The following is a 15765-nucleotide window of genomic DNA, read 5'->3' as shown; positions in this document are numbered from 1 at the left end:
TTTTTAACAACATGTCCTCTTACATTTTTGGAGAGTCACGGATGTCTCAGTTCAACAGAGCGGGTCGCGCCATGCCGCACCTGCCCGTTCCCGCACGTTGGGTAATCTTTGCGATTTGCCTGCTCCAGGGGCTCCTGCTGCATTACTTCTTTTCCGATCTCGCGCCGGTGGGGTTCGCCAGTTTCTCCCACAATATTTACGGCCAGACTATGGCATTAACATTACCGGTGCTGATTTCGTTGTCTGTCACGCATCTCAATGATCGCCGGTTCTGGGGCGGAATGGCGCTTCTCACCCTGCTGCTGGCCGGGATGGCAGCCTGGGCGAAAAGCAATATCAGCGGGACGACGACCGATTCGGTGATGATGCCGTTTAACCTGTCGCTGGTGTTGCTGGTCTTTTTTGTGCTGCCGTGGCTACAGGTGCAGGCGTTCCCTGCGGAAAGCCGTTACCGTTACGCCAATCTTTCCGCCTGTTACAGCCAGAATACGCTGTGCGCCTTGCTGACACTTCTGATGATGCTGCTGGCCATCGGCGTGATGGCGTTGTGTGCCGCGCTGTTCCGGGTGATCGGCATTGAATATTTCCACGAGCTGTTTTTCGATACGCCGCTGTTTATGAATCTGGTGTACGGCGTGCTGCTGGGCATCAGTATCATCACCTGCCGGACGCAACCGGCATTGATGAATACCACCCGCAATGTGATCCGTTTTATTCTCAAAGGTCTGCTGCCGCTGGTGGCATTTGTGGCGCTGATTTTCCTGTTCGCTCTGCCGTTCACCGGCCTGACGGTGCTGTCGCAAGCCTGGTCTGCGGCCAGTTTGCTGACCACCATGGCGCTGAGCATTTTGCTGCTGGTTAACGTGGTGCGCGAAACCGATCACGCTGAAAAGCCGTATCCGCGGGCGATCCGTCTGCTGGTCAATGCGGCAATTCTGCTGCTGCCGGTGTATGCCGCGCTGGCGCTGTATGCCACCGGCCTGCGCGTGTCGCAGTACGGCTGGACGCCACAACGTCTGTGGGCCGGGCTGGTTATCATCGTCACGCTGGTCGCCGCGCTTTGCTACAGCTTCTCGGTGATCGATAAGCGCCCCGACTGGCTGCCACGAATTACCCAGTTCAATAAGCCGTTGTCGCTGCTGGTGGTCATTCTGTTGATCGCGGCCAACAGCCCGCTGCTCGATCCGTACCGGATCAGTGTGAACAGTCAGATCGCGCGCCTCGACAGCGGCAAAACGCTGGCGAAGGATGTCGATCTGAAGATGCTGCGTTTTGACACCGGACGCCGTGGCAACGAGGCGCTGGTGAAACTGCAACAGCATCCGGCCTTTACCGGCGATCCCCGGCTGCTGGTGATACTGAAAAACATGATCAGCCAGACATCCCGCTGGGGGGCGTACAGCGATAAAGACTCCGCCGCACTGACCAAGAGTTATCGGGTGGAAGACGCCAAAAAGATGATAGTGCTGGCGAAAGGTGCCACGTCGCCGGATGACGGCTGGTGGAACACCCTGCCGCAGCTTGAGCAATACACCAACACGCTGCGCGACTGTCTCAGCCTGCACGGCGCGTGTATCGTCAATACGCTGGATCTGAACGGCGATAAACAGAAAGAAATTTTCTTATGTAATACGTTAGATAGCGCGTCGGCGAACTGCCGTATTTATGTCCGGCATGACGCAAAATGGGCGCAGGCGGGTGAACTTTATCTCTATGACGATAAGGAGAAACCGGCGCTGAACGCCGCCCTGCGCAATGGCGAGGTGAAGCCGGTGCCGCGCAAATGGGCGGATATCCAGATCAACGGCAAACGTCGCGTGATCCATTACAATCTCAGCGAAGAATAATCTCTCAACTTTCACCGGCAGGCGTTCTGCCGGTGAATTCCCGCCTTACTTTCCCGGCGTCATGCGCAATAAGGTGTCATCTTTACGCACGTAATGATGATAAATCGCCGCCAGCGCATGCAGGCCAATCAGGTAATACCCGCAGCTCGCCAGAAATTCATGGGCAGTTCTCACCGTACGGCGCACCGCCGGATCGGGGGTGACAAACTGCGGCACGTGCCAGCCGAACAGATACCAGTCCCGCCCGCCGAATTCCAGCGTCAGCACGCCCAGCACCGGCAATGACAAAAACAGCAGATACAACACGCCATGCACCGCGTGCGAGGCAGCAATCTGCCAGCGCGGCAGCGGCGGCGTGATAACCGGTGTGGTATGGCGGGTGCGCAGATACACCCGCACAAACATCAGCAGCCAGACGCAAATCCCGAAATTAAAATGCAGCAGACGCACCAGCGGCTGATTGTCTTCCGGAAAATAATCGCGGGTCAGCATCGCCGTGTAGGTCAGAATAATCATCAGCAGCGTCGCCCAGTGCAGGCTGATCTGGGACAGCGAATAACGGGTTTTCATGAGTGATGCCCTGGCCGGAGAATTGCGTGAAAAAACAGGAATATTGCCCTGAGTATAGGAAGGAAATGCGCAGACTTTGTGGATAAATGCGGCCGCGAAAGTAAAGAAGTTAAATTAATGTTATAAAAAAACCGGGCGTGTGCCCGGTCTGGTTGTCTGACGGCGTATTACGCGAGGCTGGCCGGATCCTGTTCCACCGGCGGTTCGCCTGCCGTTTTTTTCGGTGGCAGCAAGCCGTCGGCGCGGAACATCGCTTTAATGCCACGCACGGCCTGACGGATCCTGTCCTGGTTTTCGATCAGCGCGAAACGCACGTGCGTATCGCCGTAATCACCGAAACCAATGCCCGGCGACACACACACTTTGGCGTCGGCCAGCAGGCGTTTGGCAAATTCCAGCGAACCTAAATGCGCATAAGCTGGCGGAATTTTAGCCCAGACGTACATCGAAGCTTTCGGATTTTCCACCATCCAGCCCGCCTCATGCAGACCGCGCACCAGCACGTTGCGGCGCTGACGATATTGCTCGGCAATGTCTTTCACGCATTGCTGATCGCCTTCCAGCGCGGCAATCGCCGCCACCTGCAACGGCGTGAAGGTGCCGTAATCGTGATAACTTTTGATGCGCGCCAGCGCGCTGACCAGCTCCGGGTTACCGACCATAAAGCCGATACGCCAGCCCGCCATGTTGTAACTTTTCGACAGCGTGAAGAATTCCACTGCGATGTCTTTTGCACCCGGCACCTGCATGATCGACGGGGCTTTCCAGCCGTCATAAACAATATCGGCGTAGGCCAGATCGTGGATCACCAGCACGTTATATTGTTTGGCCAGTGCCACCACGCGCTCGAAGAAATCCAGTTCCACGCATTGTGCCGTCGGGTTGGACGGGAAGCCGAGGATCATCATTTTCGGACGCGGAATGGTTTCGCGAATGGCTTTTTCCAGCTCAGCAAAGAAATCCACCCCTTCGGCCAGCGGCACGGAACGCACCTGCGCACCGGCAATCACCGCGCCATAAATGTGGATCGGATAACTTGGGTTAGGCACCAGCACGGTATCGCCGTGGTCGAGGGTCGCCAGCATCAGGTGTGCCAGCCCTTCTTTCGAACCGATGGTGACGATAGCTTCGCTTTCAGGGTCGATATCCACCTGATAACGATCGGCATACCAGCGGGAAATCGCGCGACGCAGACGCGGAATACCGCGTGAGGTCGAGTAACCGTGAGTGTCTTCACGCTGCGCCACCTGCACCAGTTTTTCCACAATGTGTGGCGGTGTCGGGCCGTCAGGGTTACCCATGCTGAAATCGATAATGTCTTCGCCACGATGACGGGCGGCCATTTTCAGCTCAGCAGTAATGTTGAAAACATAAGGGGGAAGACGATCAATACGTGAAAAACGACGGGGTGAACTGGAATCAGCCATAATTTCCTCTGGGATACGTAAGCGCCCGGACCGTCCGAGCGACGCTGGCCGCGGAACGGCCTTCAACGAACATAACGCAGGGGAAAAGCACTGTCGAGAGAGTGAGCACTCTTTTTTTTCTACGGGCGCGGATCGGTCGCCAGCAGTCCGAGCAGCCAGTCGTTTTTCCACTCATCGCCAATGCGGTAGCTGTCCCGCAACCGGCCTTCCATCTGAAACCCGCACTTTTCCAGCACGCGGCGCGACGCCTCGTTGCCTTCCAGCACGTTAGCCTGCAAACGGTGAAAGCCGCAGTGGTCAAACGCAAAGTTCAGCACTTCGCGCAGGGATTCCACCGCATAGCCTTTGCGCTGATGCTCGGGCGCGAGAATAAACCCCACTTCGCCCTGTTTATAAGGCCGCCAGTCCGGGAAGAATCCGGTCAGCCCCACGGCGGCGCCGGTCTCTTTTTCGCGGATCAGCAGGCATAACCAAAAGTCGCAATAGCGGTCCCAGTTGCCCAGCCGCTGTTCAAAACGGGTATGAACCTGAGCGGGCATCTCGATATCGCCGATAAAACGCATCACCTCCGGCGTCTGATACAACCGCAAGAAAAATGCCCAGTCGTCAGCCTGGATGGGCTGCATAATCAGCCGCGGCGTGGATAACGAAATCATCTCGGTTGGCTCTCCTGTGTGTGCCGATGGTGAAAGTCTGACCTTTTACATATAATAACGGCTGAATCCATTTGGCACGCTTATCTTTACGGCGCGCAAAGAGTTAAATCTGCCATGCCTCACATGTTCGACATGCTGCTGGCGGTCTTTGACCGCGCGGCGCTGATGCTCATCTGTCTGTTTTTCCTCACGCGGACCCCGCTGTTCCGTAAACTGCTGCACAAAGAAAATGAGACCCACACGCCGCTGGAACTGACGGCGGTCACCGCCATTTTCTCGCTGTTCGCCATTTTCGGTACGCTGTCCGGGATCAACGTCGAAGGGTCGCTGATTAACGTGCGCACCATCGCCATCATGTCCGGCGGCATCCTGTTCGGGCCGTGGGTCGGCATCATTACCGGCGTGATTTCAGGCACCCACCGTTTCCTGATCGACATTCACGGGCCGACCTCTATCCCCTGTCTGATCACCAGTATTACCGCAGGTTTCCTCTCCGGCTACATCAATAAAAAAGTCAAAAAAACGCTGCACTGGAAAGTCGGCATTATCGCCGGGATGTTGTGTGAAACGCTGACCATGATCCTGATTTTGCTGATGGCGCGGCCGTTTTCGCTCGGGCTGGATATCGTGATGAATATCGCCGCCCCGCTGATCCTGGGGGCGAGTTCCATCGGTCTGATCGTGCTGCTGGTACAAAGTGTCGAGGATGAAAAAGAGGTGATCGCCGCCCGGCAGGCACGGCTGGCACTGGATATCGCCAATAAAACGCTGCCCTATTTCCGTAATATCGAGGGCCGTAATATTAACGCCGACTCTCTGGCCAGCATTTGCCGGATTATCCGCGAGGATATCGACGCCGATGCAGTAGCCATTACCGACACCAAAAACATTCTGGCGTACGTCGGTGTGGGCGCGGAAGAATACAATATCGGCCATGAAACCCTCAGCGACATCACCAAAGCCACGCTGGAAAGCGGCCAGATCACCGTCAAAAACAATGACGAAATGCACCGCACGCCGCAGATCCACTCGCTGATCATCATCCCGCTGTGGGAAAAAGGCGAAGTGACCGGCTCGCTGAAAATTTATTATTGCGACCCGCACCGCATCACCTATTCGCTGAAAGTGATGGCGATCGGGCTGTCGCAGATTATGTCGACGCAGATGGAAGTGTCGCGCACGGAACAGTTGCGCGAGATGGCCAACAAAGCCGAGATGCGGGCATTGCAGAGCAAGATAAACCCGCATTTTCTGTTTAACGCGCTGAATGCCATTTCATCCTCAATCCGCGTACGTCCTGACGTGGCGCGCCAGCTGATCATCAACCTTTCCCGTTATCTGCGTTATAACCTGGAACTGAATGACGAGCTGATTGATCTGCGCAAAGAGCTGCATCAGGTACAGGATTATATCGCCATCGAACAGGCGCGGTTTGGCAGCAAACTGACGGTGATTTATGACATTGATGATGATATTTCGGTGAAAATCCCCAGCCTGCTGATCCAGCCGCTGGTGGAAAACGCCATCGTGCACGGCATCCAGAAATGCAGCGGCAAAGGCGTGGTGGCGATTTCGGTGAAACATCAGGCCGAAGGCATTAAGGTTTCCGTGAAAGACACCGGCCACGGCATTAATCAGGAAACCATTGACCGCGTGGCGCGCAATGAAATGCCGGGCAATAAAATCGGCCTGCTGAATGTGCACCACCGTGTCTCGCTGTTGTACGGCCAGGGTCTGACGATCCGCCGTCTTGAGCCGGGCACCGATATTTCGTTTGTGATTACCCATGCGCCTGCGAAGGTCACACAAGCCCCTGAGAGCAAAATCGCCTGACCCGCAGAACGCCTTTTGATTTACCCGCCCGCCTTTCGGGCCATCGCACCAGGGAGATAATTCAGTGAAAGCAATTATCGTCGAAGATGAAGTACCGGCTCAGGAAGAGCTGAGTTATCTGATCAATACGCACAGCAGCATCACCATCGACGCTGTCTTTGATGACGGGCTGGACGTGCTCAAATACCTGCAATCGCATGAAGTGGACGCGATTTTTCTCGATATCAGCATCCCTTCCCTTGATGGCGTCTTACTGGCGCAGAACATCAGTAAGTTCGCGCATAAGCCGTATATCGTGTTCATCACGGCATATAAGGAACACGCCGCCGAAGCCTTTGAAATCGAGGCGTTTGATTACATTCTCAAGCCTTATCACGAGTCACGTATCGTCACCATGCTGCAAAAGCTGGAGATGCATTTTCGTCGCGATAAAGAGCTGGCGGTGAAGGAGCCGGGCGATAAACAGGAAGGCATCACGCCCGTCGCGGGCAATACACCGCGCGTCAGTCACAGCATCAATCTGATCAAAGATGAGCGGATAATCGTCACCGACATCAACGATATTTATTACGCCGCCGCGCAGGAAAAAGTCACGCAGGTCTACACCCGCAAAGAAGAATTCACCATGCCGATGAATATCACCGAATTATGCAACCGCCTGCCGGAAGAGCATTTTTTTCGCTGTCACCGGTCATATTGCGTGAATCTGTCGAAAATCCGCGAGATCGTGCCGTGGTTTAATAACACCTATATTTTGCGCTTAAGTGATCTGGATTTTGAAGTGCCGGTGAGCAGGAGCAAGGTGAAGGAATTCAGACAGTTAATGCGGTTTTGATGTGGGGCTGACGGGTTTTGAGGCGGAGGGCGTTATCTTTTGGCGTCCGACTCTGAATTATTACAAAAATGTCATTAACCCGTCATCCTCAGGTTAGCCAGTAATAAGTAGACTTTGTTTCGTCAGGACAGAGGATATTTTGCACTTTCTCATGTCTGTGATGAGAAAAACCTAAATATACCTCTGCCAAATATTCTGCGTTATTAACAAATAACATTGAGTTCAAAAGGACGAACATATGTTTAAAAAGAAATTATTACTCGCCGGTATTATCAATGCGCTGTGTCTGACCTCTGCCTTTGCAGCAAACCCTCTTAGCGTCCACGTTCTGAACCTGCAAAACGGACTGCCATCACAGGGGGTAAGCGTATCGCTTGAGAAGCAGGAAGGTAACAAATGGGTGCAGCTGAGCAGTGGAGTGACCAATGAGCAGGGACGAATTCCGGCGCTGTATCCCAATGAAAGTGTGATGGAGAAAGGTAATTATCGGGTAACGTTTAAAACCGGCGAATGGTTTGAAAAACATCATACCGCTTCATTTTTCCCGGAAATCCCGGTTATTTTTAAAGCCGATGGCTCAGTGCCTCACTATCACATCCCTCTGCTTGTCAGCCCTTACGGTTTCTCGACTTATCGCGGGAATTAAAGTCAGAAAAGAAATCATGATGGGCAAGATGAACCTGAGTGCGGCTTCATGCTAAATCTCGGGTGAGGTTCCTTGCTCCTCCCATACTAAATCTCGGGCGGGTTTTATTGCTCCTCCCCCTGCGAAGGGGGAGGTCGGGAGGGGGTTTTAAGGGCTAACACCTTGCTAAAGCCTACTTCAACTTATTGTTTTTGAACTTAATACCCCACCCCAGTCCTCCCCTTCGCAGGGGAGGGAGCCGATCGCGTTACCTTCTCAGGGGCAGTTTTAGATTGTCATACCAATCGACTGACGTAAGTAAGCCCCTGCACCGAGTAATCCCGGCTGATCGTGGGTGATCAGGAATACCGGAATATCCATCAGGTAATCTTTAAAACGCCCTTTGTCTTCAAACGCGGCGCGGAAGCCTGAGGCTTTGAAGAATTCGAGGAAACGCGGAACGATACCGCCTGCGATATAGACGCCGCCGAAGGTGCCCATGTTCAGCGCCAGATTGCCACCGAAACGGCCCATGATGACGCAAAACAGTGACAGTGCGCGGCGGCAATCGAGGTTTTCGTCTGCCAGCGCCAGTTCGGTCACATCTTTCGGTTTGAAGTTTTCCGGCTCGCGGTTATCGGATTTCACAATGGCACGGTAGAGATTCACCAGCCCCGGACCGGAGAGAATGCGCTCGGCGGAGACGTGGCCCATTTCGGTACGCAGTTGCTCGAGAATGATGTCTTCTTCTTCGCTGTTTGGCGCGAAATCCACATGACCGCCTTCACCCGGCAGGCTCATCCATTGCTTATTGGCATGGATTAAGTGCGCCACCCCCAGACCGGTACCCGCGCCGTAAATCACCGCCGGTTTGCCGTCCTGTGCTTTCTTGCCGCCGAACTGCAACAAATCTTCTTCTTTCAGCATCGGGATAGCCATCGATACCGCAGTGAAATCGTTAATCACTTCCAGATGTTGCAGGCCGAGGTTTTTCTTCATTTCGGCAATGGAAAACGCCCAGGTGTGGTTGGTCATCGCCACCCAGTCGCCGGTGATCGGGCAGGCAATGGCAATACATGCATCCTCAACATCCTGATGCTGCTGCGCGAGGTATTCACGAACGACCGCTTCAAGGCTGTCGTAATCCAGCCCGGAAAAAGTCTTAGACTGAGAAATCTCGCCGCTTTCCAGCGCGCATAGCGCCAGACGGCAGTTGGTGCCGCCAACATCGCCCACCAGGGAGTATTTGGTCATGTTATTCTCCGCAAAAGTAAATTCGTTATAGTGCGCACCCGCGCCAAATTCGTGTGGGCAAAATAGCGGTAATTGCTATACGCTGCAATGCAGTTTTGAACCAACGCACATTTATGCGGCGCGTCGCGCAAAATAATGTCGGTGGCACGCAACAAGAATCATCTAAGCTATTCGTAAGTATAACGATAAGGAATTCTTGCATGTTTCATCCCCGCGCCAGAGTCATGCTGGCTTTCGCCCTGCCCGCTATTCTTATCGGGGTGATGTCGAGTCTGATTCTGGTCACGATCATGATGCTTTCCGGTGCGCTGCAAAATCTTCTCTGGGAGCACATCCCGGACGTTTTCCATGTCGATACGCAATCTGCCAGCTGGACGCTGTTTATGCTGACGCTGACCGGTGTCGCCGTAGGCGCTGTCATTAAGTATATGCCAGGCCACGCCGGACCGGATCCTGCCACGGAATCGCTGATTGGCGCGCCAGTGGCCATCAATGCGTTACCGGGGCTGGCGCTGGCGCTGATGCTCGGGCTGGCAGGCGGGGTCAGCCTCGGGCCGGAACATCCGATTACGGTGATTAATATTGCGCTGGTGGCGGCGATAGGATCCCGCCTGCTGCCGGCGGTGCCCACGACGGACTGGGTGATTCTGGCGGCGGCTGGCACTATCGGCGCGTTGTTCGGTACGCCGGTGGCGGCGGCGCTGATTTTTTCACAAACCCTCGGCACCAATAAAGACGTGCAGTTATGGGATCGTCTGTTTGCCCCCCTGCTCGCGGCAGGCGCGGGTGCCATTACTACTGATCAGTTCTTCCAGCCGGATTTTTCGCTCAGCATTCCGTCCTATGACACGTCCAGCCTGATGGATATTTTCAGCGGCTCGGTGGTGGTGCTGATTGCCATCGCGCTGGGGATGATTGCCGTCTGGCTGTTCCCGCATGTTCACCGGCTGTTTAACAGCATCCATAACCCGATGCTGCGGCTGGGGATTGGCGGCTTTGTGCTGGGTTTGCTGGCGCTGACAGGTGGGGAAATCACCCTGTTTAAAGGGCTGGATGAAATGAAGGAACTGGCGCATTCCAATCAGCTGTTCGCCATGGGACCGCTGCTGGCGATCACCCTGACCAAGCTCGGCGCGTTAGTGGTGGCGGCAGCCTGTGGTTTTCGCGGCGGGCGTATTTTCCCGGCGGTGTTTGTCGGCGTGTCGCTCGGTCTGATGCTGCATCAGTACGCGCCGGATGTCCCGGCGGCGGTGACCGTTTCCTGCGCGGTGATGGGCATGGTGCTGGTGGTCACACGCGACGGCTGGCTCAGTTTGTTTATGGCTGCGGCCGTGGTGCCGGGGCTGAAATTATTGCCGCTGCTGTGCATCGTGATGCTGCCCGCGTGGTTAATGCTGGCCGGTAAGCCGCTGATGCAGGTCGCAAAACAGCGGCTTGTCCGTCAGGATCCGGAAGAGGATTAATCCTGCGTTAATGCAAATTCCGCCGCCGCCAGCGCATGAATGGCGGTGGTGTCGAAGACCGGCACTTTCGCATCTTCTGCGCCCACCAGCAGGGTAATTTCGGTACAGCCCAGAATAATGCCTTCCACGCCCTGCGCTTCCAGCGTGCCAATGATCCGGCGATATTCGTCGCGTGACGCGTCTCTGATGATCCCCAGACACAGCTCGTCGTAAATAATGCGGTGCACAATCGCGCGGTCGGCGTCATCCGGCGTCACCACATCAATCTGATGTTTCTCCTGCAGACGGCCGCGATAGAAATCCTGTTCCATGGTGAAACGTGTGCCGAGCAGACCGATTTTACGCAGCCCCTGGCCGGTGATTTTTTCTGCCGTCGCATCGGCGATATGCAGCAACGGCAGGCCGCCGATACGCTCAATATCGTCCGCCACTTTATGCATGGTGTTGGTGCACACCACAATCACGTCCGCGCCCGCCCGCGCCAGTGAATTCGCCGCATTGCCGAGGATTTCACCGGCCTGCTGCCAGTCGCCCGCCATTTGCAGCTTTTCGATCTCATAAAAATCAACGCTATAGAGGAACAGTTTGGCCGAATGCAATCCGCCCAGTTGCTGTTTCACGTGTTCGTTGATCATGCGGTAATACGGCACGGTGGATTCCCAGCTCATGCCGCCAATCAGCCCTAAGGTTTTCATCTGCACACCCTGTGTTTTTCTGAATAAACGCTTCCGTTATACCCAACAACACGGCCGCGTGCAGAATTAATTAGTGACCGGACGGGCAATCCCTGGCCGCCATACGGCGGTTCATCCAGCGATGACGCAAGGTGTCATACACCCAGTTGTACGCCACGGTATACGGCAGGAAGAACAGGAAGAAGCCAATTTCCAGCATAAAGGCGTCCGGCAGGCTGATACCCAGCCAGAGTGCCGCAATCGGCAGGCCGATGAGGATAAAGCCTCCTTCGAAGCCCAGTGCGTGCGCCACGCGGATTTTAAACGTCCGCACCACGCGGGAAACCGGCCAGAATTTGTCAAACAGGCTGTTGTAGATAATGTTCCAGACCATCGCCGTGGTGGAGAGCATGATCGCCAGCGCGCCCATCTCCCAGACCGGTTTGTTCAGCATCCATGCCGCTGCCGGTGCTGAAATCAGTACGGCGATCGTTTCAAAACCTACCGCATGAAAGACGCGTTCGCCGAATGTTTTCTGAGTGCTGTTCCGGGTTTGCTTAGACATAAAAACCTGCCTGATTCCTGAAAAGTGAAAGGTGACGTTTGTCACAGGCGGGCATTATCATCACTAAATGAGATAGGTAAAAGATAGAAAGTATCGATAAAATAGATGGATTGAAGTCTGAGGATCTTAACATGCGCTATTCCCCCGAAGCCCTGATGGCCTTTGTCGAAGCCGCCGATGCGGGGTCGTTTTCCGCCGCTGCGCGCAAGCTGCGCAAAAGTCAGTCCACCGTCAGCACCGCCATCGCCAATCTGGAAGTGGATTTAGGCGTGACGTTGTTTGACCGCCAGAGCCGCCAGCCGGTGCTGACGCCTGCCGGGCAGCGCGTGCTGAGCCACGTTCAGGCGATTCTGGCCGCCAGCGAACGGCTCGATGAACTGGCGGTGCGGCTCTCCACGCAGGTGGAAACCCGTCTGACGTTCGTGCTCTCCGATACGTATCAGCCGACCCACCACGAGGCGTTGCTGCGCCGTTTTGAGCAACGTTATCCGGATATCGAATTCGAATGCCAGATCGCCGAAGATCAGGATGTGATTGACCTGTTGCAGTCCGGCCGCGCGCATATCGGCCTGGTGGAAGTGCAGGATCATTATCCGCCGGATATTGGCGTGGCGCGGCTGCCCGAACAAACTGATATGTCGGTATTTTGCAGCCGTGAGCATCCGCTGGCGAACATCAGCAATCTGCAACCGGAGCAGTTACACACCTTCCGCCAGCTTTGCCTGCAACCTTACAGCCGCCGCGAGATGCCACGGGCGTTGGGGCAGATCTGGTCTGCGCCCAGTTATCTGATGTTGCTGGAAATGGCGGAACAGGGGTTTGGCTGGGCGACGCTGCCGCACTGGCTGGTGCAGCAATTCGGCCATGACATACTGGTCAGCCTGCCGTTGCGCGGCTGGCCGAAGCAGATTTCGGTGGATGCGGTGTGGAGTAAAAATAATCAGCCGGGTCCGGCGGGGTGCTGGTTCCTCGACCAGCTGCTTGACCCGCCGTCACCGGAAACCGGTTTATTGCCCTGAGTTTCGTTTCGCCAGCGATTTGGTGACGGAACTGAGCAGCTCGGGAATATCCATCTTCGGCAAAACCACTTCTATCCAGGCCATCTGACGTTGTGCGGTGGCCTTTTCAATCGCCTCTTTCAGCCCCTGCGGGGAATCCGCCCGCGCGCTGAACACTTCCTTGCCGCCAAACGCCGCCGGGAATTGCGTCCAGTTCCACTGCGCAATGTCGTTATAGCGCTGGGTTTCGCCGTGGATCGCCCGTTCAACGGTATAGCCGTCGTTATTGATCACAAAAATAATCGGTGGCAGACCGTAGCGGATCGCAGCACCCAGCCCCTGTAATGTCAGCTGTGCGGAGCCGTCGCCGATCAGCAGCACCACGCGGCGATCCGGCACGGCAATCTGTACCCCGAAGGCGGCAGGCAACGTAAACCCGATCGATCCCCAGAGCGGCTGTACGACAAACTGACAATCCTGCGGCAGATTCAGCGCCGCTGCCCCGAAACAGGCCGTGCCCTGTTCGGCGACCAGCACATCGCCCGGTTGCAGGAAATCCTGAATTTGCTGCCAGAAGGCGTACTGTCCCAGCAGTTGATCATGCGATAACGGCAGGGTGTTGCGTTTCACCCTGTAGGGTACCCGGCCGGAAGCCAGTTCAGCAGTCAGGCGATGCAGCACGCTGACGGTTTTCTCCATCGGCAACTGGTGGAAAATCTGATCGCCCACGCGGGCAAAAAACGGCTGCAGGTCGATGCATTTCCCGGCGGGAAGCTGCTGGGTAAAACCGGCGGTAATGGTGTCGGTGAATTTCACCCCGACGGTTATCACCACATCCGCCCCTTCAATCGCCTCTCTGGTCGACGCTGCGCTGGCTGCGCCCGAGTAAGTCCCGGCAAAATGCGCCTGCTGTTCGTTGAACAAGCCTTTACCCATCAGCAGGGTGGCATGCGCCAGCGGTACCGCTTCCATCCATTGTTCCAGCGCGTCTTTTACCCTGAACCGGTCGGCCAGAAAATCCGCCAGCACGGAAACACGCGTTGCGTCGCGCAGCAGGTTTTCGGCGGCAGCCACAAAAGCTTCAAGAGAGGAAGGCGAGAACGGCGGCTGGCGGGCAGGCAAGGCATGCGCTCTGGTGCTGACCGGCAGCGCGGCGACATCACTGGGTAACAGCAGATAACCGGGACGCGAGTGGTACATCACCTCTTCAATGACGCGGTCAATTTCGGCGAGGGCGTTTTCCGGCGTCAGTGTCGCCTGCGCCACGCTGACCGGCTGTGACATGCGCATGAAATGGCTGAAGTCGCCGTCGCCCAGCGTGTGATGCAGCAACTCGCCTTTGCGCTGTGCCGAAAGCGGCGGCGCGCCGACGATATGCACCACCGGGACATATTCGGCATAACTGCCTGCTATGCCGTTCAGCGCACTTAATTCGCCGACACCAAAGGTCGTCAATAATGCCGCAATGCCTTTCGTGCGCGCATAGCCGTCAGCGCCATAAGCAGCATTCAGTTCATTGGTGCAGCCGATCCAGGTGATTTGCTGATGATTCATCACACTGTCGAGGAATTTGAGATTGTAGTCGCCCGGCACGCCAAACAACTCGGAGATACCGCTGAATGACAAGCGGTCTAAGAGATAGTCACCTACGGTATATTCATTATCCATAACGATCCTCTGTTAAAAATAAAGTAAACAGTTAATCCCACTAACTGAAGTATTACTCTACTTCGGGAATTAAGGTATTTATTATCCGAAACAGGTGATGGAAACGCAGAGTTACAGCCCTGCACTGCATTAACGCAGGGAAGAACAGTGAGTAGTAAAGGTAATACGCAGGAAGAATAGTCACGGTTATCAATCGCCATAAGCTTAAGGATTGTTCCGGATGTGATCTGAATAGCTGGAAATGCTTGTGAAAGCGCATACACTAAATTCGTTTTTTTATGACATTGTTAACCTTCTGTTCACTTCTGAAATTATTATAAGGACTCACATGGTGTATCAAGCCAGTCCAACGCGTTATGAGAATATGGAATACCGTCGCTGTGGTCAGAGCGGCCTGAAACTGCCCGCCGTTTCCCTTGGCCTGTGGCATAACTTCGGCGATAACGCCCATTTTGATAATGGCCGTAAACTGATCCGCCATGCTTTCGACCACGGGATCACTCACTTCGATTTAGCCAACAATTACGGCCCGCCTCCGGGTTCAGCGGAACAGCATTTCGGCCGCATCCTGCAGGAAGATTTATTGCCTTACCGCGATGAACTGATCATCTCCTCCAAGGCCGGTTACACCATGTGGGACGGCCCTTACGGAGACTGGGGCTCGAAAAAATATCTGGTCGCCAGCCTGAATCAGAGCCTGAAACGCATGGGTCTGGATTACGTGGATATTTTCTATCATCACCGTCCTGATCCTGACACGCCACTGGAAGAAACCATGGCAGCGCTGGATCTGATTGTGCGCCAGGGCAAAGCGCTGTACGTCGGGCTGTCGAACTATCCGGCAGAACGTGCGCGGAAAGCGTTCGAGATTTTGCAACAGCTCGGCACACCCTGCCTGATCCATCAGCCGAAATACTCCATGTTCGAACGCTGGGTCGAAGCAGATCTGCTGGATACGCTGGCGGATAATGGCGTCGGTTCGATTGCCTTCTCACCGCTGGCGGGCGGCGTGCTGACGGATCGTTATCTGGCGGGTATTCCGGAAGATTCCCGTGCGGCCAGCGGCAGTAAATTCCTGACCGCTGACCAGCTGACGGAAGAAAAACTGGCGAAAGTGCGTAAGCTGAATGAGATTGCGCAGGCGCGCGGTCAGAAGCTGTCACAGATGGCGCTGGCCTGGGTATTGCGCGGCGACCGCGTGACGTCCGTGCTGATCGGAGCCAGTAAAACCAGCCAGATTGATGACGCCGTGGGCATGGTCGCTAACCGTCATTTCAGCGCGGAGGAACTGGCGTCAATTGAAGGTATTTTAGTGTAAGCGGTTACCCTGCGGTATAAAAAACGCGCCTT

At 55.2% G+C, this 15765-nt stretch carries 14 protein-coding genes; 7 read left to right on the top strand and 7 right to left on the bottom strand.

The window, feature by feature from the left end; all coding sequences use genetic code 11:
* Positions 1-41 precede the first annotated feature (41 nt).
* Positions 42-1847 carry a DUF4153 domain-containing protein gene (locus J9880_RS13530; RefSeq protein WP_232769462.1) on the top strand — a complete coding sequence of 602 codons (1806 nt, stop codon included), beginning with the start codon at positions 42-44 and terminating at the stop codon, positions 1845-1847.
* A 45-nt stretch (positions 1848-1892) separates the two neighbouring features.
* Here J9880_RS13530 and J9880_RS13525 read toward each other — a convergent pair whose 3' ends face one another.
* The 3 genes from J9880_RS13525 to J9880_RS13515 all read right to left on the bottom strand — a co-directional run bounded on the left by J9880_RS13525 (position 1893) and on the right by J9880_RS13515 (position 4500).
* Entirely contained in the window at positions 1893-2417 is a 525-nt protein-coding gene (locus J9880_RS13525) for a cytochrome b (protein ID WP_095922946.1), read from the bottom strand.
* A gap of 167 nt (positions 2418-2584) precedes the next feature.
* Positions 2585-3844 carry an alanine transaminase gene (alaC, locus tag J9880_RS13520; protein WP_119822630.1) on the bottom strand — a complete coding sequence of 420 codons (1260 nt, stop codon included), beginning with the start codon at positions 3842-3844 and terminating at the stop codon, positions 2585-2587.
* A gap of 119 nt (positions 3845-3963) precedes the next feature.
* Positions 3964-4500 (bottom strand): GNAT family N-acetyltransferase, encoded by a 537-nt coding sequence (locus J9880_RS13515; protein WP_232769461.1) that lies wholly within the window; start codon positions 4498-4500, stop codon positions 3964-3966.
* Positions 4501-4614: 114 nt separating this feature from the next.
* Here J9880_RS13515 and J9880_RS13510 point away from each other — a divergent pair, with 114 nt between their 5' ends.
* The 3 genes from J9880_RS13510 (at position 4615) to uraH (ending at position 7814) form a co-directional block, all read left to right on the top strand.
* On the top strand, positions 4615-6333 hold the full coding sequence (locus J9880_RS13510; protein ID WP_232769460.1) for a sensor histidine kinase: 1719 nt from the start codon (positions 4615-4617) through the stop codon (positions 6331-6333).
* 64 nt (positions 6334-6397) lie between these two features.
* Entirely contained in the window at positions 6398-7168 is a 771-nt protein-coding gene (locus J9880_RS13505) for a LytR/AlgR family response regulator transcription factor (RefSeq protein WP_095922950.1), read from the top strand.
* A 238-nt stretch (positions 7169-7406) separates the two neighbouring features.
* Positions 7407-7814, top strand: coding sequence for a hydroxyisourate hydrolase (uraH, locus tag J9880_RS13500; RefSeq protein ID WP_095922951.1), 408 nt, complete (start codon positions 7407-7409; stop codon positions 7812-7814).
* Positions 7815-8081: 267 nt separating this feature from the next.
* Here the strand turns inward: uraH and glk are convergent, their stop codons facing one another.
* Positions 8082-9047, bottom strand: a complete 966-nt coding sequence (glk, locus tag J9880_RS13495; protein WP_095922952.1) for a glucokinase — start codon at positions 9045-9047, stop codon at positions 8082-8084.
* A 200-nt stretch (positions 9048-9247) separates the two neighbouring features.
* On the opposite strand from glk, the gene J9880_RS13490 reads away from it, so the two are divergent.
* Positions 9248-10510 (top strand): ion channel protein, encoded by a 1263-nt coding sequence (locus J9880_RS13490; protein ID WP_095922953.1) that lies wholly within the window; start codon positions 9248-9250, stop codon positions 10508-10510.
* Here J9880_RS13490 and J9880_RS13485 read toward each other — a convergent pair.
* Positions 10507-11205 (bottom strand): aspartate/glutamate racemase family protein, encoded by a 699-nt coding sequence (locus J9880_RS13485; protein ID WP_131692936.1) that lies wholly within the window; start codon positions 11203-11205, stop codon positions 10507-10509. The genes J9880_RS13490 and J9880_RS13485 overlap by 4 nt on opposite strands.
* A gap of 70 nt (positions 11206-11275) precedes the next feature.
* Entirely contained in the window at positions 11276-11749 is a 474-nt protein-coding gene (locus tag J9880_RS13480) for a multidrug/biocide efflux PACE transporter (protein WP_232769459.1), read from the bottom strand.
* Between the two features lie 131 nt (positions 11750-11880).
* Between J9880_RS13480 and J9880_RS13475 the strand changes: the two genes are divergently transcribed.
* Positions 11881-12768 carry a LysR family transcriptional regulator gene (locus J9880_RS13475; RefSeq protein WP_119822635.1) on the top strand — a complete coding sequence of 296 codons (888 nt, stop codon included), beginning with the start codon at positions 11881-11883 and terminating at the stop codon, positions 12766-12768.
* On the opposite strand, the gene J9880_RS13470 is transcribed toward J9880_RS13475, so the two are convergent.
* Entirely contained in the window at positions 12757-14415 is a 1659-nt protein-coding gene (locus J9880_RS13470; protein WP_133822873.1) for an alpha-keto acid decarboxylase family protein, read from the bottom strand. The genes J9880_RS13475 and J9880_RS13470 overlap by 12 nt on opposite strands.
* 328 nt (positions 14416-14743) lie before the next feature.
* On the opposite strand from J9880_RS13470, the gene mgrA reads away from it, so the two are divergent.
* Entirely contained in the window at positions 14744-15733 is a 990-nt protein-coding gene (gene mgrA, locus J9880_RS13465) for an L-glyceraldehyde 3-phosphate reductase (RefSeq protein WP_095922958.1), read from the top strand.
* Positions 15734-15765 lie beyond the last annotated feature (32 nt).

Origin of the sequence: Rahnella victoriana, from assembly GCF_021276285.1 — a bacterium.
GTDB lineage: Bacteria > Pseudomonadota > Gammaproteobacteria > Enterobacterales > Enterobacteriaceae > Rahnella > Rahnella victoriana.
This window is presented reverse-complemented; position numbering and strand designations above follow the sequence as displayed.